The 18,696-nt window shown below is 72.8% G+C and carries 17 protein-coding genes and 1 riboswitch; of the genes, 7 read left to right on the top strand and 10 right to left on the bottom strand.

Annotated features, from left to right (window positions below; all coding sequences use genetic code 11):
• Positions 1-57: 57 nt before the first annotated feature.
• Entirely contained in the window at positions 58-729 is a 672-nt protein-coding gene (locus INT51_RS02635) for a DedA family protein (RefSeq protein WP_193103651.1), read from the top strand.
• Positions 726-1,733, top strand: coding sequence for an NAD-dependent protein deacetylase (locus tag INT51_RS02640; protein WP_193103652.1), 1,008 nt, complete (start codon positions 726-728; stop codon positions 1,731-1,733). The genes INT51_RS02635 and INT51_RS02640 overlap by 4 nt, the downstream gene beginning before the upstream one ends.
• Positions 1,734-1,743: 10 nt before the next feature.
• Here INT51_RS02640 and moeB read toward each other — a convergent pair whose 3' ends face one another.
• The 4 genes from moeB to thiO all read right to left on the bottom strand — a co-directional run bounded on the left by moeB (position 1,744) and on the right by thiO (position 5,181).
• Positions 1,744-2,910 carry a molybdopterin-synthase adenylyltransferase MoeB gene (moeB, locus tag INT51_RS02645; protein ID WP_370540776.1) on the bottom strand — a complete coding sequence of 389 codons (1,167 nt, stop codon included), beginning with the start codon at positions 2,908-2,910 and terminating at the stop codon, positions 1,744-1,746.
• On the bottom strand, positions 2,907-3,740 hold the full coding sequence (locus tag INT51_RS02650) for a thiazole synthase (RefSeq protein WP_193103654.1): 834 nt from the start codon (positions 3,738-3,740) through the stop codon (positions 2,907-2,909). The genes moeB and INT51_RS02650 overlap by 4 nt, the downstream gene beginning before the upstream one ends.
• 2 nt (positions 3,741-3,742) lie before the next feature.
• On the bottom strand, positions 3,743-3,991 hold the full coding sequence (thiS, locus tag INT51_RS02655) for a sulfur carrier protein ThiS (protein WP_193103655.1): 249 nt from the start codon (positions 3,989-3,991) through the stop codon (positions 3,743-3,745).
• Positions 3,988-5,181, bottom strand: a complete 1,194-nt coding sequence (gene thiO, locus INT51_RS02660; protein WP_193103656.1) for a glycine oxidase ThiO — start codon at positions 5,179-5,181, stop codon at positions 3,988-3,990. The genes thiS and thiO overlap by 4 nt, the downstream gene beginning before the upstream one ends.
• Positions 5,176-5,282, bottom strand: a riboswitch (TPP riboswitch). It overlaps the preceding gene by 6 nt.
• Positions 5,283-5,343: 61 nt before the next feature.
• Between thiO and thiE the strand changes: the two genes are divergently transcribed.
• Positions 5,344-6,102, top strand: a complete 759-nt coding sequence (gene thiE, locus INT51_RS02665; protein ID WP_193103657.1) for a thiamine phosphate synthase — start codon at positions 5,344-5,346, stop codon at positions 6,100-6,102.
• 49 nt (positions 6,103-6,151) lie between these two features.
• Here the strand turns inward: thiE and INT51_RS02670 are convergent, their stop codons facing one another.
• Entirely contained in the window at positions 6,152-7,030 is an 879-nt protein-coding gene (locus INT51_RS02670; protein WP_193103658.1) for a hypothetical protein, read from the bottom strand.
• A gap of 102 nt (positions 7,031-7,132) precedes the next feature.
• Between INT51_RS02670 and INT51_RS02675 the strand changes: the two genes are divergently transcribed.
• The 4 genes from INT51_RS02675 to INT51_RS02690 all read left to right on the top strand — a co-directional run bounded on the left by INT51_RS02675 (position 7,133) and on the right by INT51_RS02690 (position 12,125).
• A complete protein-coding gene (locus tag INT51_RS02675) occupies positions 7,133-7,903 on the top strand; it encodes a LamB/YcsF family protein (RefSeq protein ID WP_226831892.1) in 771 nt (256 codons plus the stop codon).
• Positions 7,900-9,786, top strand: a complete 1,887-nt coding sequence (locus INT51_RS02680; protein ID WP_193103660.1) for a carboxyltransferase domain-containing protein — start codon at positions 7,900-7,902, stop codon at positions 9,784-9,786. The genes INT51_RS02675 and INT51_RS02680 overlap by 4 nt, the downstream gene beginning before the upstream one ends.
• A gap of 71 nt (positions 9,787-9,857) precedes the next feature.
• The gene (locus INT51_RS02685) at positions 9,858-10,349 is read left to right on the top strand and encodes an NUDIX hydrolase (protein ID WP_193103661.1); all 492 of its coding nucleotides are present in this window, start codon (positions 9,858-9,860) and stop codon (positions 10,347-10,349) included.
• 279 nt (positions 10,350-10,628) lie between these two features.
• On the top strand, positions 10,629-12,125 hold the full coding sequence (locus INT51_RS02690) for an MFS transporter (RefSeq protein ID WP_370540777.1): 1,497 nt from the start codon (positions 10,629-10,631) through the stop codon (positions 12,123-12,125).
• Positions 12,126-12,300: 175 nt separating this feature from the next.
• On the opposite strand, the gene INT51_RS02695 is transcribed toward INT51_RS02690, so the two are convergent.
• The 5 genes from INT51_RS02695 to INT51_RS02715 form a co-directional block, all read right to left on the bottom strand.
• A complete protein-coding gene (locus INT51_RS02695) occupies positions 12,301-12,771 on the bottom strand; it encodes a ribose-5-phosphate isomerase (protein WP_193103663.1) in 471 nt (156 codons plus the stop codon).
• Positions 12,772-12,900: 129 nt separating this feature from the next.
• Positions 12,901-14,613, bottom strand: a complete 1,713-nt coding sequence (locus INT51_RS02700) for a dihydroxyacetone kinase family protein (RefSeq protein WP_193103664.1) — start codon at positions 14,611-14,613, stop codon at positions 12,901-12,903.
• A 38-nt stretch (positions 14,614-14,651) separates the two neighbouring features.
• The gene (locus INT51_RS02705) at positions 14,652-16,031 is read right to left on the bottom strand and encodes an RbtT/DalT/CsbX family MFS transporter (protein ID WP_193103665.1); all 1,380 of its coding nucleotides are present in this window, start codon (positions 16,029-16,031) and stop codon (positions 14,652-14,654) included.
• A 370-nt stretch (positions 16,032-16,401) separates the two neighbouring features.
• Positions 16,402-17,418, bottom strand: a complete 1,017-nt coding sequence (locus INT51_RS02710) for a D-ribose ABC transporter substrate-binding protein (RefSeq protein ID WP_193103666.1) — start codon at positions 17,416-17,418, stop codon at positions 16,402-16,404.
• Positions 17,419-17,519: 101 nt separating this feature from the next.
• Complete coding sequence (locus INT51_RS02715) at positions 17,520-18,680, bottom strand: ABC transporter permease (protein ID WP_193103667.1); 1,161 nt, start codon at positions 18,678-18,680, stop codon at positions 17,520-17,522.
• Positions 18,681-18,696 lie beyond the last annotated feature (16 nt).

Genomic DNA, 18,696 nt, shown 5'->3' on the forward strand with positions numbered 1-18,696 from the left:
GACACCGCGGTTCGCTACCGTGCTCGCCAGCGACCGGGCCGACGAACGGGGGCGGCGATGGATGTCACCGGATGGGCCATCGCCCTGATGGAGTTCCTGGGCGGCCCCGGCACCGCGCTGGTGATCGCCGCTGAAGCGCTGTTCCCGCCGATCCCCGGGGAGATCCTGCTGCCCTTCGCGGGAGTCTCGGCGGCGGCGAACGGTCAGCACGTGCTGGTGCCGCTGCTGTGGACCACGCTGGGCTCCGTGCTCGGCGGGCTCGGGGTGTACGGGGTCGGCCGCGCGCTGGGCCTGGGGCGCACCCGCGCCCTGATCCAGCGCATCCCGCTGATGGAGCAGAAGGACGTCGACGTGGCGATGCGCTTCTTCGCCCGCTGGGGCTTCCCCGCGGTGGCGATCGCCCGTTTCGTGCCCATGGTGCGCACGTTCATCTCGATCCCGGCCGGTATCGAGAAGATGCCCGTAGCTCTGTTCGCCCTGGCCACCGGCCTGGGATCAGGGATCTGGAACGCGGTGTTCGTGGTCGCCGGCTACGCCTTCGGGCAGGCCGGCGGAGACGCCCTGGAGGGCTTCGTGCGTGCGTACTCGCTGGTCGTCGGCGCCCTGGGGCTCCTCGCCGTGATCGGGTTCCTCACCCATCGTCTGCGCGCACGCAGGGGTGCGGTGCGCGAGGAGCCGACCACTGAGCCCGGCCAGGAGGCCCCCGGACCGCCTACGCTCGGGGAATGAGCAGCCAGGAGAGGCCCGGGGGCGGCGCGAGCCGTGCCGGGCCGGCGGCGGACGTCGGCCGCTGGTTCGCCACCGCCACCACCGCCCCGCTGGGCGGTCCCGGCCCGACCCGCGGCGGCCCCCGGATGCCGGCGTGGGGGCCGATGGAGGGGGCCCGTTACGGGCTGCAGAGCCCGCCCACGGAGCTCGAGGCGGCCTTCGACCTGCTGCGCGGGCGGGGCGTTGCGGTGCTGACCGGCGCGGGGATGTCCACCGGCTCCGGGCTGCCGGACTACCGCGGGCGCGACGCCGTGCCCCGCTCCCCCATGACCTACCAGGAGTTCATGGGACATGATCTGGCGAGGCGCCGCTACTGGGCGCGCTCGACCGTGGGTTGGACGCAGTTCGGCCGGGCCCGGCCCGGCCCTGCGCACCAGTTGCTCGCCGCTCTCGACGGCGCCGCCTTCGCCGTGACGGCGGTGATCACGCAGAACGTCGACGGGCTCCATCAGGCGGCCGGCTCCGACCCGGTGATCGACCTGCACGGGCGCCTCGATCAGGTGCGCTGCCAGCGATGCGACACGCTCTCCTCGCGCGCCGCGCTGCATTCGCGGATGCTCATGATGAACCCCGAGCTCGCCGCACGGCTGTCGGAGCTCGCCGCCGATGCCGCCCAGGCGCCCGACGGGGACGCGGAGGTGGATCGCACCAGCAGGTTCCGGTATCCGCCGTGTCCGCTGTGCGGCGGGATCCTCAAACCCGACGTGGTGTTCTTCGGGGAATCCGCGCGGCCCGAGGTGGTGGCCGACGCCTTCGCCGCGCTCGCGGAGGCCGAGGCGCTGCTGGTGCTCGGTTCGAGCCTCACGGTGCAGTCCGGACTGCGGTTCGTGCGGGCGGCCGGGCGTCAGCAGAAACCGGTGGTGATCCTCAACGACGGACCCACCCGCGCCGATCCCGACGCCACGCTGCGACTCCATGGCCGCCTCGAGGACGTTCTGGACCGGTGGCTCGCCGCGGCCCGCTGACGTCGGACCATCACAGGTCCGCCTGTCGGGCCTCCGGTCCGCCCGCGACCCAGGCCGCGTACCCGCCGTCGAGATGCCGCAGATGGCCCTCGCGCCCGCTCCACGCCGGACGCAGGTGCTCGAGCGCCCGGGCGGAGCGCGAGCCGCCCTGGCAGTACAGGACCACCTCCCCACCGCCGACGCCGCCGGGCAGTGCCTCGGCGCCGCGCTCCATCAGCTCCCCGAGAGGCACCGTGAGGGCGCCGTCGATGGTGCCGGCCGCGGTCTCCCACGGCTCTCGCACGTCGATCAGTGTGAGCCCGGTGGGCAGCAGGTGACGCAGCGCGGGCGCGTCGAGGGTCTCGTCGGTGGTCGGTCCGCCCGTGCGGCAGGACGGATCCGCGGCGGCCGGCACCTCGACGCGGGTCGCCGATGCCCGTTCGGGGTCGCGCTCGATCCGCAGCGAACGGGTCGAACTGGTGGCCTCGTCCCACAGGGTGAGGCGCCCGACGAGGGGATCCCCGGTGCCGGTGACCAGCTGGATCACCTGGGAGGCCATGATCGTGCCGATCAGCCCGGGAAGGGTCCCGAGCACACCGGCCTCGGCGCAGGACGGGGCCTCCCCGGGGGCCGGCGGCTCGGGGAACACGTCCCGGTAGTGGGCGCCGCGGCCGGGCCAGAACACGCTGACCTGGCCGTGGTGGCGCAGGATCGCGCCCCACACGACGGGCACCCCCGTGATCTCGCTGGCGTCGGCCACGAGGTAGCGGGTCGCGAAGTTGTCGGCCCCATCGAGGACCAGGTCGTAGGAGCCCACCAGGTCCACGACGTTCTGCGCGGTCAGGCGCACGGAATACGTCTCGACGGTCACCTCCGGGTTCAGGCGACCGACGGCGGCGGCGGCCGAGTCGACCTTCGCCGCCCCGAGCCCGTCGGTGTCGTGGATGACCTGGCGGTGGAGGTTGGAGAGGTCCACGACGTCGTCGTCGACCACGCCGAGGGTGCCGATGCCGGCGCCCGCGAGGTACTGCAGCGCGGGGGTGCCCAGTCCGCCGGCGCCGATCACCAGCACGCGAGCGGCGCGCAGGCGGCGCTGACCGAGCGTGCCGATCGCGGCGAGCGTGATCTGTCGGCGGTACCGGTCGATCTGTGCGGGGGTCAGGTCGGGGCCGGGCTCGACCAGGGGCGGGAGGGTCACCACGACTCGGCCTCCCGTCCGCTGCCGTCGACCGGTTCGATGAGCCCGACGAAGGCGGAGGAGGCTCGCGCGAGGCGGCGGCGCGGGATCCGGCCGGCGCCCGCGGCGGCGCGACCGGCGCGCACGGCGAGGTCCATCGCCCGGGCCATCGCCTCGGGGTCGCGGGCACGGGTGACGGCGCTGGCCACGAGCACGGCGGAGCAGCCCAGCTCCATCGCCAGCGCGGCGTCCGAGGCGGTGCCGATGCCGGCGTCGAGCACTACGGGCACGGCCGCGCGCTCGCAGATCAGCTCGATGTTGTGCGGGTTCAGGATGCCCAGGCCGGTGCCGATCGGGGAGCCCAGCGGCATCACGGCGGCGGCGCCCGCGTCCTCGAGTCGGCGGGCGAGGGCCGGGTCGTCGCTCGTGTACGGCAGCACGGTGAAGCCGCGGCGCACGAGCTCCTCGGTGGCCTCGAGCAGCTCCACGCCGTCGGGCAGGAGCGTGTCCTCATCGGCGATGACCTCGAGCTTGACCCAGTTCGTCTCGAGGGCCTCGCGGGCGAGCTCGGCGGTCAGCAGGGCATCGCGGGCGCTGTAGCAGCCGGCGGTGTTCGGCAGCACCCGGATGCCGAGGCGGCGCACCATCTCGAACACGGAGCCCCGGGTCTGCGTGGAGAAGCGGCGCATGGCGACGGTGGTCAGCGCCGTGGAGGAGGCGACCAATGCGCGTTCGAGGGCGGCGAGGTCGGTCGCGCCACCGGTGCCCATGATCAGGCGCGAGTCCAGGGTCTCCCCGGCGATGACCAGGGGGTCCCCGGTGGCGGTCGTGTGGTCTGCGGTGGTGGTCATGCTCAGCCTCCCTGGACGGCGGTGACGATCTCGCAGCGCGCCCCGCCGGCGAGCGCGGTCGCGGCCCAGCGGCTGCGGGGCACGACGGCATCGTCGACGGCGACGGCCACGCCGAGCGCCTCGCCGTCGGTCGCGCGGCCGTCGTCGCCGACGGCGTGTCCGACCCGGTGCGCGACGAGATCGCGCACGGTCCAGCCGGCGGGGACCGCGAGGTCCTCGGCGTTGACGGTGAGGGGGATGGTGCTGGTCATCGGGCCTCTTCCAGAGCGGGGGCGGCGGGGCGAGCAGTGCGGGCGGGGCCATCGGTCGGCGCGGCGCCCGGGGTGAAGCGATCGGGCCGTACGGCGTGCAGCTGCGCGGCGGTGGCGGGGCTCTGCGGATCGCCATCGATCAGGTCGGCGGTGCGCTGGGCGGCCCAGGCCGCCAGCAGGATCCCGTGGCGGTGGTACCCGGTGGAGATGATCACGTGCTCAGCGCCGGGGACGGGGCCGAGCAGCGGGAGATCGTCCGGCGTGCCGGGGCGGTCGCGCGTGGTGACCTCGATCAGCTCGGTCTCGCGCACGGCGGGCAGGATCTCCGCGGCGTCCTGGAGGAGCTGCAGCACCCCGCCCGCGGAGGTGCCGGCCAGATCGTCCTCGCGGCTGGTGGCGCCGAGGACGAGGGTGCGGTCATCGCGCGGGACGAGGTACACGGGACGGCCGCGGACGATCGCGCGCACCGTGCGGGTCACGAGGTTGCCCTCCCCCGGCAGCAGCAGCGACGGCGGCACGCGCAGTCGCAGGATGTCGCCGTGCACCGGCCGCAGGGCGAGCTCGAGGCGGCGATGGGGGCCGTCGATCTCCGGGACCCCGAGACCGGCGGCGAGGACGATGCGGTCCGCGCCGGTGTCCTCGTAGCCGGCGACCGGGCCGAGGTGGATCTCGACGGGCGGGCCGGCGCCGTCGCCGCCCTCGAATCCATCGCACTCGAGCGCGGCGTGCGCGGCCGCGGCGAGCAGCCGGGGATCGACCTGGTGGTCGCGCGTCAGGAGCACACCGCCGGCGAGCCCGCGCAGCAGGGCGCCCTCCTCGCGGCGCAGGGCCGCGCCGGTCAGCTCGCGCACCTCGGCGCCGGTGGAGCGCTGGACGGCCGCGAGGTCGTGGAGGGCGGCGAGATCTGCGGCGTCACGGCCGACGACGAGGGTGGAGACGTCACGGTAACCGGCACCGGGAAGCCGCGCAGCCAGCTCCCGGTGCAGGTCGCCGGCCTCGCGCATGATGTCCCACAGCGGCCCCTGGCCGTACTGGATCTCGGCGGCGGGCGCGAGCATGCCCGCGGCGGCGAAGCTCGCACCTTCGGCGATCCCCACCGAGCGCAGCACGACGCGATGCCCGCGACGGCGCAGCTCCAGAGCGGTCAGCAGGCCGACGAGGCCCGCCCCGATGACGACGACACGCTGCATGAGCGACTTCCTCCTGACGGCGGCATGATCCGCATCCAGTGCTGGTGGTCGGCGCCGCACGCCCTCTCAGCCCGTCACACCGGGCTCCCACGGAACACCGCGAGTCTACGGCGTGCCGGGCCGAGAGGTCGGAACCGGCCGCCGCCGTGGGACGCTTCTGCCATGGACAATGCTCTTCCGTCGGCCGCCTCGGCCGGCGCCCCCGCCGCCCCTCGACGCCGCGCTTCCCAGGACGAGGCGGGCCGGCGACGCCGCGCCGCCCTCGCCGCCGCCCGCCTCTACGTGTGCGTCGACCTCTCGCGGGACCTTCCCGACCTGCTCGCCTTCGCCGACGCCGCCTTCCGCGGGGGTGTCGACATCCTGCAGGTGCGGGACAAGAGCGCCGAGTCCCGCGCCGAGGTCGAAGCCCTGCGCGCCCTGCGGCCCGTCGCCGACGCCCACGGCGCCCTGCTGGCGGCGAACGACCGGGCCGACGTCGCCGTGCTCGCCGGGGTCGACGTGCTCCATCTCGGCCAGGGCGATCTGACCACGGCCGACGCCCGCGCGCTGGTCGGTTCCGAGGTGCTGGTGGGCCGTTCCACCCGCACCGAGGAGCAGATGCACGAGGCCGCCTCCGATCCCGGGATCGACTACTTCTGCACGGGCCCGGTGTGGGCGACGCCGACGAAGCCGGACCGCGCCCCCGTGGGCCTGGACCTGCCTCGCGCCGCAGCGCGGGCCGAGGCAGAGCCCGCCGGGGCAGGCGAGGACCCTGCTGCGTCGAAGCCGTTCTTCGCGATCGGCGGGATCGATCTCGCCCGAGTGCCCGAGGTGCTCGCCGTCGGCGCGCAGCGGATCGTGGTGGTGCGGGCGGTCGCCGAGGCGGCGGATCCCGAAGCCGCCGCCCGGGCACTGCGCGATGCCCTGACCGCCGAGGCCTGAGCGCCGCCAGGGGTGAGCAGCGCCGAATCCTGAGCGAGCCCGGGGCCGCTCACCCGGCTTCGCCCCGGCCGGCCACCACCACCGTGGCCAGGGCGTGGAGGTCCGTCGCATCGACCGTGCGGAACTCCAGTTCCGGGTCCTCCGCGCCGGGATCGAGGGCCTCCATCGTGAGCACGTGCGTAGGGGTCGCGTACACGCTGGCCTGCTGCACGGTCCCGTCGGCCGTGCGCACCATGGTGAGCACGGTGAGGGCGCGGGTCAGAGCCAGCTGCTGGGACAGGTCGCTCGCGCCGAGCGCGGAGGCCCGCACCCGGACCGGGGTCCCGCTGCCTGCCGCGACCCCGGCCGGGTCCACCAGAGACACCAGGCGGGCGCCGACCTGCTGGCTGCGCAGCGGGGTGAAGCGGTGGATGCCCAGCGCGGTGACCTCCTCCTCGAGCACCCCGGCCGCGTGCACGTAGTAGTGCAGACGGTGCACCTGCGGGCCCTGCTCGGTCTGCACGGTGCGCTCGGCGGTCGTGAACCCGCTCGCGGTGCGGCGCAGCACCAGACAGCCGGCGATCTCGGGATCCGCGCGCCACTGGTGCTGACCGCTCTCGGCGTCGATGACGCTGCGCACGCGGCCCGCGGCGATCAGGGCGCGCAGCCCCACGTGAGCGGCGACGCTGCGCTGTTCGGCGTGCTCGTCGAGCCACGGGGCGGCGGTGAACTGGCGGCGCTCGTACCCCTCCAGCCCGGCGATCTGCTCATCGGTGAGCGAGAGCAGCAGCTCCGCCTCGCCGTCCTCGGCGCGGCGCAGCACCTCGGCGGCGCCGGCGACGTCGGCCGAGGTGTACTGCACCGGGGCGTCGGGATCGCTGGATCCCAGACCTGCCGGGAGGTCGGGGACCTCGCGGGAGGCGGGCCGGTCGGTGGGGCTCTGACTCATGCTTCGACACTATCTGCCGGCCCGGGGCCTCCTGGTGCAGAGCGTCCGATGGCGGACAATGGACCTGCACTGCCGCACCCCGCGCGAAGGAGACGATCCCCGATGGATGCCGACCGCCCGCTGCTGGACCTCAATGCCGATCTCGGAGAGGGCTACGGCGACTGGTCGATGGGCGAGGACGCGGCCATGCTCGACGTGGTGACCACCGCGAACATCGCCTGCGGCGGGCACGCCGGAGACCCGGGGACGATGCGGGAGGCGACCCGCGCGGCCGCTGCCCGGAGCGTCGCGATCACCGCGCACGTCGCCTACCCGGATCTCTCGGGATTCGGCCGACGCTTCCTCGACATCACCCCCGTGGACCTCACCGATCTCGTGATCGTGCAGGTCGGAGGCCTGCAGGCGATGGCCGGGGCGGAAGGTTCCGCGGTGCGGGGTGTGAAGCCGCACGGCGCCCTCTACACCGCCCTGGCCCATCACGAGGGTCAGGCCGCCGCCGTGGTGCAGGCACTGCGCGAGCTCGGCGGAGAGCTGCCGCTGGTCGCCGCGCCCGGCGCCGTGGTGGTCGAGCTGGCGCGGTCGGCCGGGATCGACGTGGTGCTCGAAGGCTTCGCGGACCGCGCCTATCTCGCCGACGCCACGCTCATGCCGCGCAGCCGGCCCGGCGCCGTGCTCACCGACCCGACTGCTGTCGCCGCGCAGGCGCTGTCGATAGCCACCGCGCGAGGTGTGCGTGCGGCCGACGGCACCTGGGTGGACCTGCCGGCCCGGTCGGTGTGCCTGCACGGGGACACCCCTGGCGCCGTCGAGCTCGCCCACGCCGTCCGCGGCTGCCTGGAGGGCGCGGGCGTGAGACTCCAGGCGGCGCTGTGACCAGCCCACCCTCGCCCCACGACCTGCTTCCGCCGCCGCTGCAGGTGCATCGGGCCGGGGAGGTCGCCGTGCTCGCCGAGTACCCCGACACCGTTGCTGTGCTCGCTGCCGCTGCAGCCGTGCGCGCCCTGGCCCCGGCGCACCTGGTGGACCTGGTCCCCGCCGAGCGCACCCTGCTGCTGGCCGGCACCACTCCCCGCGATCTCGACGAGCTGACCCGCCTGCTGCGGCATCTTCCCGCCGCGGCCGATGAGCACGCCGAGGCCGGGGAGCTGACCCTCGGCGTGGTCTACGACGGCGAGGACCTCGCGGAGGCCGCCGCGCTGCTCGAGATGAGCACCGACGCCCTGATCACCGCCCATACCGCGGCCACCTGGACGGCAGCCTTCGGTGGCTTCGCCCCCGGTTTCGCCTATCTCGTGGCCGACGGCGCCGAGCAGCCCGCCGGTCCCCCGCCGCGTCGTGGCCGCGCCGCACCGGACGCCGCGGGCAGCGCCTCCGGTGAGCGCGCCGCCGCTGCCGCCTGGGATGTGCCGCGCCGTGCGGAGCCGCGCACCACCGTGCCCGCGGGTGCCGTCGGCCTCGCCTCCCGCTACTGCGGGATCTACCCGCGCCCCTCACCGGGCGGCTGGCAGCTGATCGGGCACACCGACGCCGCGCTGTTCGATCCCGCTCGCACCCCGCCGGCGCTGCTGACTCCCGGCACGCAGGTGCGGTTCATGGCGCAGCGCCCCGGTGCCCGTGTCACGGTCCCGGCGTCGGCGTCGGCGTCGGCGTCGGCGTCGGCGTCGGACCGAGCGGGGCGCGGGGGCGCCGCGGGGTCAGGGCATCCGACCCGAGGACGAAAGGGTCGCGCGGCGGCCGGGGCCCCCGCCGGCCCGTCACCCGCGCTCGAGGTCCTCTCCCCCGGCCCTCTCGTGCTGCTGCAGGACAGTGGGCGTCCCGGCCGGGGCGCGATCGGGGTGAGCCCCGCGGGCGCGTTCGACCGCGGGGCCCTGGTGCGCGCCAACGTCGCCGTCGGCAATCCCGCCCGCTCCCCGGTGCTGGAGGCCCTGCTCGGACCGCTGCACCTGCGCGCGAGCGCCCCCACCGTCGTCGCGCTCTCCGGCGGGGCCGCTGCGCTGACGGTCCGTCGCCACGATCCCGACGCCGCCGAGCTCGGCCTCACCGCCGAGCTCGCGCACGAGGTGCCGATCGCGCTGGATCCTGGGGACGAGATCGAGCTGGGCCCCGTCACCCATGGCCTGCGCCTGGTGCTCTCGGTGCGCGGCGGGATCCGTGGGGTACGGCGAACCATCGACGGTCCCGACGCGGCCGAGGCGAGCGGTGCGGCCGGTGCTCCCGGACCGGACGGCGACGTCCTGGGCTCCCTGTCCCGCGACACCCTGTCGGGTCTCGGGCCCGCGCCGCTGGGCGCCGGCGACGTGCTGCTCGTCGGCCCCGAGCACGGGCTCGACGCGGTTCCGGTCTCGCTCCCCGCCGACCCGAACGCAGCGCAGAGCGCTCCTCAGAGCACCGCGCCGAGCGCCGCAGCATCGCTCGACGTCGCCGTGCTCCCGGGCCCGCGCGACGAATTGCTCGGCACGATGGCCTTGGCCGCCCTGGTCGCCTCGGAGTGGACGGTGCGCTCTGATTCGGATCGCGTCGGCGTGCGCCTGGACGGCCCCGCCCTCCCGGTGCCCGAGGGCGCTGGGTCGCTGCCGAGCGAGGCGATGGTGCCCGGAGCGATCCAGGTGCCTCCGTCGGGCCTGCCCGTCGTGTTCGGCCCGGACCATCCCACCACCGGCGGGTACCCGGTGATCGCAGTGGTGACCCGAGCCGGGCTGGACCTGCTGGCCCAGGCCGCGCCCGGCGCCACGGTGCGGTTCACACGGGCCGACTGAGCCCTGTTCCGCCCTCCGGCTGGGGCCCGCCCCGCCACGCCACGTCGCCGGACGGTGACACGATAGGGACCATGCCCCGACTGCTCCCGGACCCTGCGTACTTCGCGACCCTGCCCAAGGTGATCAGCTCCGGCGCGGTGATCCTGCGCGATGAGGACGGCCGCTTCGTGGTCGAGAAGCCGAACTATCGCGACCACTGGCTGCTCCCCGGCGGCGGCGTCGATCCCGGCGAGGACCCCCGCCGGTGCGCCCAGCGCGAGGTCAGCGAGGAGCTCGGCCTGGACGTGGAGGTGGGGCGGCTGCTCGCGATCGACTGGTTGCCCTCCAACCCGGTGCGCAGCGCGCCGATGGGCGCCCATTTCGTGTTCGACGCCGGCGTCATCCCGCGCGCCGAGCTCGAGGCCACCATCGTCCTGGAGGCCGCCGAGCTCGACGACTGGGCACTGATCGACGAGGCCGATGCCGAGATCCTCTCGTCCTGGGGCGGCGCACGGGCCCGGCGCGCACTCGCCGTCCTGCGCGGCGAGGCAGTCCCGGATCTGCTCTCGCACTCCGCTCGCTGACCACCTCGCCCCTCGCCCTCCCGGCCTCGTACTTCCCGGCCTCCGCGCCCGCGGCCTGAGCCCTGCACCCTTGCCCCCGTGTGCTGTGCCCGAGCCGACGTGCCGTCCTGTGACCACCTGGAGGACCGGAACGCATTCGAGACCTGAGGGCGTTTCTCGCCCTGACCAGCGGCGTGACGGACGACCGTCCACCTGCGGTCCCGTCGGAGCGATTCCTGCCCTTCGTGCGGGCCCCGGCATGGGCCAAGATGGCCTGCGGAGAAACCCGCCCTTCCGGAGATGACGATGAGCCCCACCCCTTCCGTGCCCGATACCCCGCTCGCCGATGCCGGGCACGCCCTGACCAGGTCACAGCGCCTGGACCGCCTGCCGTTCACCCGCAAGCACGGCAAACTGCTGGGCGCCTCGGGGATCGGGTGGGCGCTGGACGCGATGGACGTCGGCCTGATCTCGTTCGTGATCGCGGCACTCAGCGTGCACTGGGGCATCTCCAAGGGCGACGGGTCCCTGATCGCTTCGGCCGGCTTCGCGGGGATGGCGATCGGGGCGAGCGTGGGCGGTCTGCTCGCCGACCGCATCGGCCGGCGCAGCGTCTTCGCCCTCACCCTGCTCGTCTACGGTCTGGCCACCGGCGCCTCGGCCCTCGCCATGGGGGTGGGCACCCTGATCGTGCTGCGTTTCGTGGTGGGTCTGGGCCTCGGAGCGGAACTGCCGGTCGCCTCCACCCTCATGAGCGAATTCGCGCCCGCCCGGATCCGCGGACGCGTGATCGTGTGGCTCGAGGCGTTCTGGGCGCTGGGGTGGATCCTCGCCGCCGTGATCGGCACCTTCGTGGCGGCCTCCGGGCCGACGGGATGGCGCTGGGCACTCGCCATCGGTCTGGTCCCCGCGCTGTACTCGCTGGTGGTGCGCCTGGGCACGCCGGAGTCCGTGCGGTTCCTGGAGACGGTCGGCAGGCATGACGAGGCCGAAGCCGTGGTGCGCAGCTTCGAGGACTCCGCTGCTCGCGGCGGGCAGAGCAGCCGTTCGGGGAGCAGTGGCGCGGTGAGCAGCAGTGCAGTGAGCAGCAGTGCGGCGAGCGCCGTCGCCGCCGCTGATGCCCCTGACTCCGTTGCGCCGGTCGCTGCCGCCACGGGCACCGGGTCCCCGGCAGCCGGCGAGATCCCCGAGACCGATCCGGTGCGCGCGACCGGCGGCATCTGGTCGCGCACTCTGCGTGGCCGCACCGCCGGGCTGTGGGCCGTGTGGTTCTGCATCAACCTGGCCTACTACGGGGCCTTCATCTGGATCCCGACGCTGCTGGTGGACCGCGGCTTCACCCTGACGCAGTCCTTCACGTTCACGCTGATCATCACGCTCGCCCAGATCCCCGGCTACGCGGTCGCGGCCTGGCTGATCGAGGTCCTGGGCCGGAGATGGACGCTGACCGTCTTCCTCGCCGGCTCCGCCGTCGCCGCCATCTGCTACGGCCTCGCGGACTCGGAGGCGACGATCATCGCCGCGGGCTGCGCGCTGAGCTTCTTCAACCTCGGCGCCTGGGGTGCGCTGTACGCGATCGGCCCGGAGCTGTACCCGACCGCCGTGCGCGGTACGGGCACCGGCGCCGCCGCCGCATTCGGCCGCGTCGCCTCGATGCTCGCGCCGTTCCTGGTGCCGTTGCTGGTGGTGACCGGTGGTCAGGTGCTGGCCTTCGTCGGTTTCGCGATCGCCTTCGCCCTCGCGGCGGCGGCCGCCTTCACGCTCCCCGAGCAGCGCGGCCGCGCCCTCGCACCGTAGCTCCCGCCACGACGGGGGCAACCCGCCTCAGCGCCGCCCCTCACAGCGCCGCCCGCCACAGGGCAGCCCCTCATGGAGTTGATCGACGAGAACTTCCAGCCTGTGGAAGTTCTCGTCGATCAACTCCATGTACCGGGCGTCAGCGCGACGGGCGGCACGGGGGCAGTGCGACAGGTCAGGCCTGCTCGAGGGACCCGTCGTAGGCGCGGATCGCGTCGACCTTCGCCGCGGAGGACGAGGTGGGGTCGAATTCGAGGTCCAGCCACACCTTGACCAGTTCCTTGGCCAGTTCGAGGCCGACGACGCGCTCGCCCATGCACAGCACCTGCGCGTTGTTCGAGAGCACCGAGCGCTGCACGGAGTACAGGTCGTGCGCGGTGACGGCGCGGATGCCGGGGACCTTGTTGGCGGCGATCGCGACGCCGAGGCCGGTGCCGCAGATCAGCAGCGCGCGGTCGGCTTCGCCGGCGGTGATCTTCTCCGCGGCTTCCACGGCGACGTTCGGGTAGTAGGTGCCGTCCTCGCGGCCGGTGACGCCGACGTCGATCACGGAGTCGACGCGGGGATCGGACTCCAGGAGTTCCTTCAGCGCGCTCTTGTGGCCGTAGCCGGCGTTGTCGGAACCGGTGACGATCTTCCAGCCCATGGGTGCTCCTTCGTTGCGGTGGGTGATATCGGGGCGAGAGGAATCGCCCCGAGAGGTCTCACTGCGGTTCAACGCAGCCAGGTCAGGAACTGTTCCTGAGAATTGGGTGCGCCGACCGGTCGAGGTCGCTCAGGCGGACAGCTGCTCGCCGAGGAGGGTGACGATCCTGGAGAAGGAGACGGCGCCCGGGTCGGGCGTCCCCTTGGACTTGTCGCCATGGGTGCGGGCGCGACCCTTGCTGGCGACGAGGTCCGCCGTGGCCTCGGCGCCCGTGGTGGCCTTCTGCGCGCCCGCGACGACGACCTCAGCGGCCGAACCGGTCGAGCCGGTCGCGGCGCTGAGTGCCTCGCGGAACGGGACCGCCGCATCGACCATGGTCTTGTCGCCCGGCGTCGCCCCGCCCAGGCGCTCGACGGCCTCGACCGCCTGGACCAGCGCGGCGAGGATCTGCTCGTCGGTCACGGCCTGGTCATCGACGAAGGCGCTGCCGACGCTGGTGAGCGCCGCGCCCCACAGAGCGCCGGAGGTGCCGCCGGCTTCAGCGGACCACGCAGCTCCTGCCTGCACGAGCACGGTGCGGGCGCCGGCTCCGCCCTCGAGGGCGCGCGTGGCGGCCGCGTGCGCTGCGCGGGAGCCCAGCGCCATGCCCTGACCGTGGTCGCCGTCGCCGGCGATCGCGTCCATCCGGCCCAGCTCGGGCTCGAGCTCCACGAGCAGCGACTCGATCGCCCCGAGTATCTCGGTGATGCGCTCCGCACTGCCGCGAGATTCCTGCGAGGCGTCCGGGATCGGGTCCTCGCCGGGGGCGAACAGCTCGCCCCGCTCCTCACCGAGATCACCCTCGACGGTTCCACCGCGGCGGAATGCAGGAGTATCGGCCGGGGCCAGCCAGTGCTGCTCGAGCTCCTCGTCCAGGCGCATCACCGTCAGCGAGAGTCCGGCCATGTCCAGGCTGGTCACGTGCTCGCCGACCTCGGGTCGCACGATCGTGAGCCCGGCGTCACCGAGGAGCGTGGCGACGTGCTTCCACACCACGAACATCTCCTCGTACTTCACGGTGCCCAGTCCGTTCAGGACCACGGCGACACGCTGCGAGTCGAGCTCGGGAGTCTCCTTCAGGACCCCGTCGACCAGGACCTTCGCCAGTTCTGCGGCCGACGGCAACGGGGTCTCGTCGATGCCGGGCTCGCCGTGGATGCCCAGGCCGATGGCCATCTTCCCGTCGGGGACATGGAACAGCGCGTCGTCGGCCCCGGGGAGCGTGCAGCCGTCGAAGGCGACGCCGAGGGAGCGGGTGGCGTCGTTGGCCTTCCAGGCCAGGCGCTCGGCGGTCTCGAGGTCGGCGCCGGCGTGGATGGCGGCGCCCGCGACCTTGAAGACCACGAGGTCGCCGGCGATGCCGCGGCGGTCCCGGTGGTTCCCCTTGGCCCCGGAGGCGATGTCGTCGCTGACGGCGATGATGCGCACGTCGACGCCCTCGGCGCGCAGCGTCTCCGCGGCGACTCCGAAGTGGAGGACGTCGCCGGCGTAATTGCCGAAGCCGAGGATCACTCCGCCGCCGTTCTCGGCGTTGCGGGCGACCGAATACACCTGGTCCGCCGACGGCGAGGAGAAGATGTTCCCGCAGGGCGCGCCATGGGCGAAGCCGGGGCCCACCCAGCCGGCGAAGGCCGGGTAGTGGCCGGATCCGCCGCCGACCACGAGCGCCGGCTGGCCCTGCGGGGTGGCGTTCGCGCGCACCACGCCGCCGTGCACCCGCACGAGCTCCTCGGGGTGTGCGGCCACCAGGCCCTCCACGGCATCGGCGGGGAAGGTCATGGGGTCATCGAACAGGTAGGTCATCGTGCTCTCTCCGGATCAGCTCGGTGGGTGGTGGGCGGTCAGGCGACGGCGGAGGCGGACTCGGACGACGCCGAGCTCTTCTTGAGGGCCTTGCCGTTCTTGTCGGTGATGCCGGGCTGCTCGACGCCCAGGAAGAACGTCATGGCGAAGGCCAGCACGTACAGCGCCACGAAGGCCCAGACCACACCAACGTTGCCGCCGAAGGGACGGACCACAGCGACCACGGCGGAGCCCAGGAAGGTCGCGCCGCCGGCTGCGGTGGTGTACATCGCCATCGCCGCGCCGGTGTGCTTCGGGGCCAGGGCCGGCATGATGGCGCCCAGGGGCACGAAGCCGGCCAGCAGGATGCCGAAGATGGTGCCCGCGGCGACCGAGACCACGAAGCCCCAGTCTGATCCGGCCGGCACCCAGTTCGGCACGTACCACCAGGCCAGCAGGCCGATCGCGGAACCGGCGATGCCGAACCAGCGCACGGTGCGCACCCAGCCGACCTTGTCGCCCAGCGCCCCGAAGGCGGCGTTGAACAGGATGTTTCCGCCGAAGACCACGGAGGTCATCACCAGCCAGCGGGACTGGCCCCAGCCGAGAGTCTCCGCGATCACGGTGGGCAGGATGATGAACATGCCGAACTGCGGGGCGGTGTTGATCAGGCGGGTGAGGAAGCCCAGCATGACCTTGTGGTTGGTCAGCGACAGCCGCACGCCGGAGAAGATGACCTGACCGGCGCTCTCGCCGGCGGGGGCGAGGCGCATGCTGCCGTGCTTCTCACGGACTCCGAACCAGGCCAGGAGGAAGCCGGCGATCACGATCACCGTGGAGGCGATCATGGTTCCGCGCTCGCCGGTGAAGCCGCCGCCGAACAGCGGGATCAGGCCGACCGCGACGAGCGAGCCGAGCGTGGGCAGGCCGCCGGTGAACATCACGTAGAACCAGCCCACGGCCGAACCGGCGCGCTTCTTCGGGGATACTGCGTTGATCCACACCAGGAACGCGAAGGCGAACAGCGGGAAGCCGAAGCCGCGCATGAAGTAGGTGACGAACACGAGGGGCACTGACTCGCTGGCCAGTGCGCCCACGAAGGCGATCTGGAAGACCACCCAGACGAGCACGCCCAGCAGCATCACGCGCCGCGGGCCCCACAGGTCCGAGAGCGCCCCGGCCAAGTACGAGCCGATCAACGAGGCCAGGGAGTAGAACGTGATGATCGTGGCGGCGAGGTTGATCTTGTCATCGCCGCCGCCGAACACGTTGGCCATGTGCGGGGAGACGAAGTTGGTCTCCACGCCGTTGCCCGTCATGAAGACGAGGACTCCGAGGAATCCCCATCGCAGGACGTGCGGGATGCCGAGACGGTCCAGGAACGTCTCCGGTTCATCCGACCTTCCGACCTGACCGGCCGCTTGCGTCGCCGAGCTCATACAGGACACTCCTTCGTGTGGGCGCGGCCGATGTCCCGACCGTCGTTCGCGACCCGGACGCAACGGTACCGACTCGGGGTCGGGACCGACCATAGGCCGAACTCGGAACATTCGTCAAGCACAAATGTGCCAGCCCGGACCGGCCCGACCACCATCGCGTCGGCCGTCGACCTTCGGCGACCTCACGCGGCACGAGTCGCCCGAGCCGCCCGAGCGGCGTCGGCAACCTCCGTAGCTCGCGGATACCGACGACGCCGGGGCCGACGATCGATGCGATCGTCGGCCCCGGCCGCTGAGCACCCCTGACCCCCTGCCTCTCGCTGCCGGGCGCGGAGCTCGGGACGCGAGAGGCGAGACGCAAAGCGCAGCCTCACTCGGTGTACGTGAAGGGCGCCGTCATCTTGTCGATGTTCTCCTCGGTGATGAGGATGCAGTCCAGTGCCTGCTTCTCCTCCTCCGGCTCCGTGCCGTTGCGCAGGTAGTCGTCGGCCAGCTCGATGACCAGTTCGGCGAACTGCGCCACGGGCTGCAGGACCGTGTAGGCGAGCTCGCCGTTCTTGATCGCCTCGATGGCGTCCGGCGAGCCGTCGAAACCGCCCACGACGATGCCCTCCAGCGCCCCCGCCTCCTGGAAGGCGGCGATCGCGCCGAGTGCCATCTCGTCGTTGCCCGAGATCAGACCGGTGATGTCCGGGTGCGCCTGCAGCAGCGACTGCGCCTTGTCGTGGCCCTTGGTGCGGTTCCAGTCCGCGACCTCCTCCCCCACCTTCTCCAGGTCGGGGTACTGGCTGATCGTGGTGGTGAAGCCGTTGGACCGGGTCTGGGCATTGTTGTCCGAGGGCAGCCCGAACAACTCCACGTACGTGCCCTCCTCGCCCATGCGCGTGACCCACTCCTGGGCACCGAGCGCGGCTCCCTGGGCGTTGTTCGAGACCAGCTGCGCCATGACGACGCCGGACTCGTTGATCTCCGCGTTGATGAGGAAGACGGGGATCTCCGCCTGGATGGCCTTCTTGATGGTGCCGATCGAGCCATCGGCATTGGCGGGGTCCATGATCAGCGCGACGGACTGGTTCGAGATCGCGGTGTCGACCAGGGTGTTCTCGGTGTTGGTATCACCCTTGTGGGCGCCGATGGTGGTCGTGTAGCCGAGCTCTTCGGCCTTCGCCGCGGCGACGTCGCCTTCCGTCTTCCAGTAGGGATTCGAGGGGTCGTTGACGATGATCGTGATCAGCCCGCCGTCGACGCCGCCTCCGCCGCCACCCGCGTCGGACGAGCCTCCACCAGCATCGGAGCCGCCGGAGTCGTCGGAGCCGCCGGAGCACGCTGCGAGACCGGCCGCTGCGGCACCGATGCCGAGCGCGGAGAGGAAATGCCTGCGTTCCATGATGTGTTCCTTTCGGGAGGATGCGTCCCGAACGGGAGGCATCGGAGCTCGTGCACGAGGTGCGCTGAGCGAGGTGGATCTGTGCGGTGAGGTGGGACGGATCAGTCAGGGGCGCGGGGATCGGGGGCGGAGGGGCCCGGCGGGGTCGTGGCGCCGGCCGGTTCAGCGCCATCGGCCGGACCGTCACCACCGGCCGGTCCACCGCCGTCGGCGGGCGCTGCGGCCGTCGCCTTCGGCGCCTTGCGGGGGCGGCCGTACTGCAAGGTATTCAGCAGCACCGCGACGACGATCACGGCACCGACGAAGACCGTCTGCCAGTAGGCGGAGACGCCGATCAGCACCAGCCCATCGGAGAGGAATCCGATGACGAAGGCGCCCAGCAGGGTGCCGCGCACGGTGCCACGGCCACCGGAGAGTGCCGCGCCGCCGATGACGACGCCGGCGATCGCGGTCAACTCATAGGTGTTGCCGGCTGTCGGGCTGGCGCTGGTCAGCGTGGAGGCGAGGATGATCCCGGCCACCGCCGAGCACAGGCCGGAGATCACGTACACCCAGATCGTCACCGACCGCACGGGCACTCCGGACAGCTGCGAGGCTCGCTCGTTGCCGCCGGTCGCGTACAGCCAGCGGCCGAAGGTGGTGCGCCCCAGGACCACGGCGAGGACCAGGGCGATGACGGCCATGATGAGCACGCCGGCGGGGATGCCGAGGATCCGGTTGAAGCCGAGCCATTCGAAGCCGGTGTTGCCCAGCGCCTCGTCGCCGGAGAGGTCGTTGATCGTGCGGCCGTTGGTCATCAGCAGCGCGAATCCGCGCACCACGTAGAGCATGCCGAGCGTGGCGACGAACGGCGCGACCTTGAATCTCGCGACCAGCACCCCGTTGATCAGCCCGAGCGCTCCGCCCAGGACGACCGCGATGAGCACCGCCGCGGGCACGCTCGGGTAGAGCGTCACGCCGAACATGCTCAGCGGCACCCCGCGCAGCAGGAAACCGGCGATCACCGCGGTGAAGCCGAGGATCGAGCCGACGGACAGGTCGATCCCGCCGGTGAGCACCACGAGCAGCTGCCCCAGCGACAACAGGGCGAAGATCGCCACGTGGGACGACATGATCAGGAGATTGTCGATCGTGAGGAAGTTCGGGGACAGCAGCGAGAAGATGACGATGATCAGCGCGAGGGCGAGGAATGCTCGGCTCTCGATGAGGAGCTTCGAGAGGTCGAGCTTCCTCGGGGCGTCGCCTGCGGCGGTGGAGGTCATGGTGCGTTCCGTTCCT

This window comes from Brachybacterium sp. FME24, assembly GCF_014897705.1.
Classification (GTDB): Bacteria; Actinomycetota; Actinomycetes; order Actinomycetales; family Dermabacteraceae; genus Brachybacterium.

Coding starts and splice junctions, on each gene's coding strand:
- INT51_RS02710 (WP_193103666.1), bottom strand. CDS start 17,418: ATGGAACGCAGGCATTTCCTCTCCGCGCTCGGCATCGGTGCCGCAGCG.
- INT51_RS02695 (WP_193103663.1), bottom strand. CDS start 12,771: ATGGGCTGGAAGATCGTCACCGGTTCCGACAACGCCGGCTACGGCCAC.
- INT51_RS02690 (WP_370540777.1), top strand. CDS start 10,629: ATGACGATGAGCCCCACCCCTTCCGTGCCCGATACCCCGCTCGCCGAT.
- INT51_RS02705 (WP_193103665.1), bottom strand. CDS start 16,031: ATGAGCTCGGCGACGCAAGCGGCCGGTCAGGTCGGAAGGTCGGATGAA.
- INT51_RS02650 (WP_193103654.1), bottom strand. CDS start 3,740: ATGACCACCACCGCAGACCACACGACCGCCACCGGGGACCCCCTGGTC.
- INT51_RS02700 (WP_193103664.1), bottom strand. CDS start 14,613: ATGACCTACCTGTTCGATGACCCCATGACCTTCCCCGCCGATGCCGTG.
- INT51_RS02675 (WP_226831892.1), top strand. CDS start 7,133: ATGGATGCCGACCGCCCGCTGCTGGACCTCAATGCCGATCTCGGAGAG.
- thiS (WP_193103655.1), bottom strand. CDS start 3,991: ATGACCAGCACCATCCCCCTCACCGTCAACGCCGAGGACCTCGCGGTC.
- INT51_RS02635 (WP_193103651.1), top strand. CDS start 58: ATGGATGTCACCGGATGGGCCATCGCCCTGATGGAGTTCCTGGGCGGC.
- INT51_RS02715 (WP_193103667.1), bottom strand. CDS start 18,680: ATGACCTCCACCGCCGCAGGCGACGCCCCGAGGAAGCTCGACCTCTCG.
- thiE (WP_193103657.1), top strand. CDS start 5,344: ATGGACAATGCTCTTCCGTCGGCCGCCTCGGCCGGCGCCCCCGCCGCC.
- INT51_RS02670 (WP_193103658.1), bottom strand. CDS start 7,030: ATGAGTCAGAGCCCCACCGACCGGCCCGCCTCCCGCGAGGTCCCCGAC.
- thiO (WP_193103656.1), bottom strand. CDS start 5,181: ATGCAGCGTGTCGTCGTCATCGGGGCGGGCCTCGTCGGCCTGCTGACC.
- INT51_RS02685 (WP_193103661.1), top strand. CDS start 9,858: ATGCCCCGACTGCTCCCGGACCCTGCGTACTTCGCGACCCTGCCCAAG.
- INT51_RS02640 (WP_193103652.1), top strand. CDS start 726: ATGAGCAGCCAGGAGAGGCCCGGGGGCGGCGCGAGCCGTGCCGGGCCG.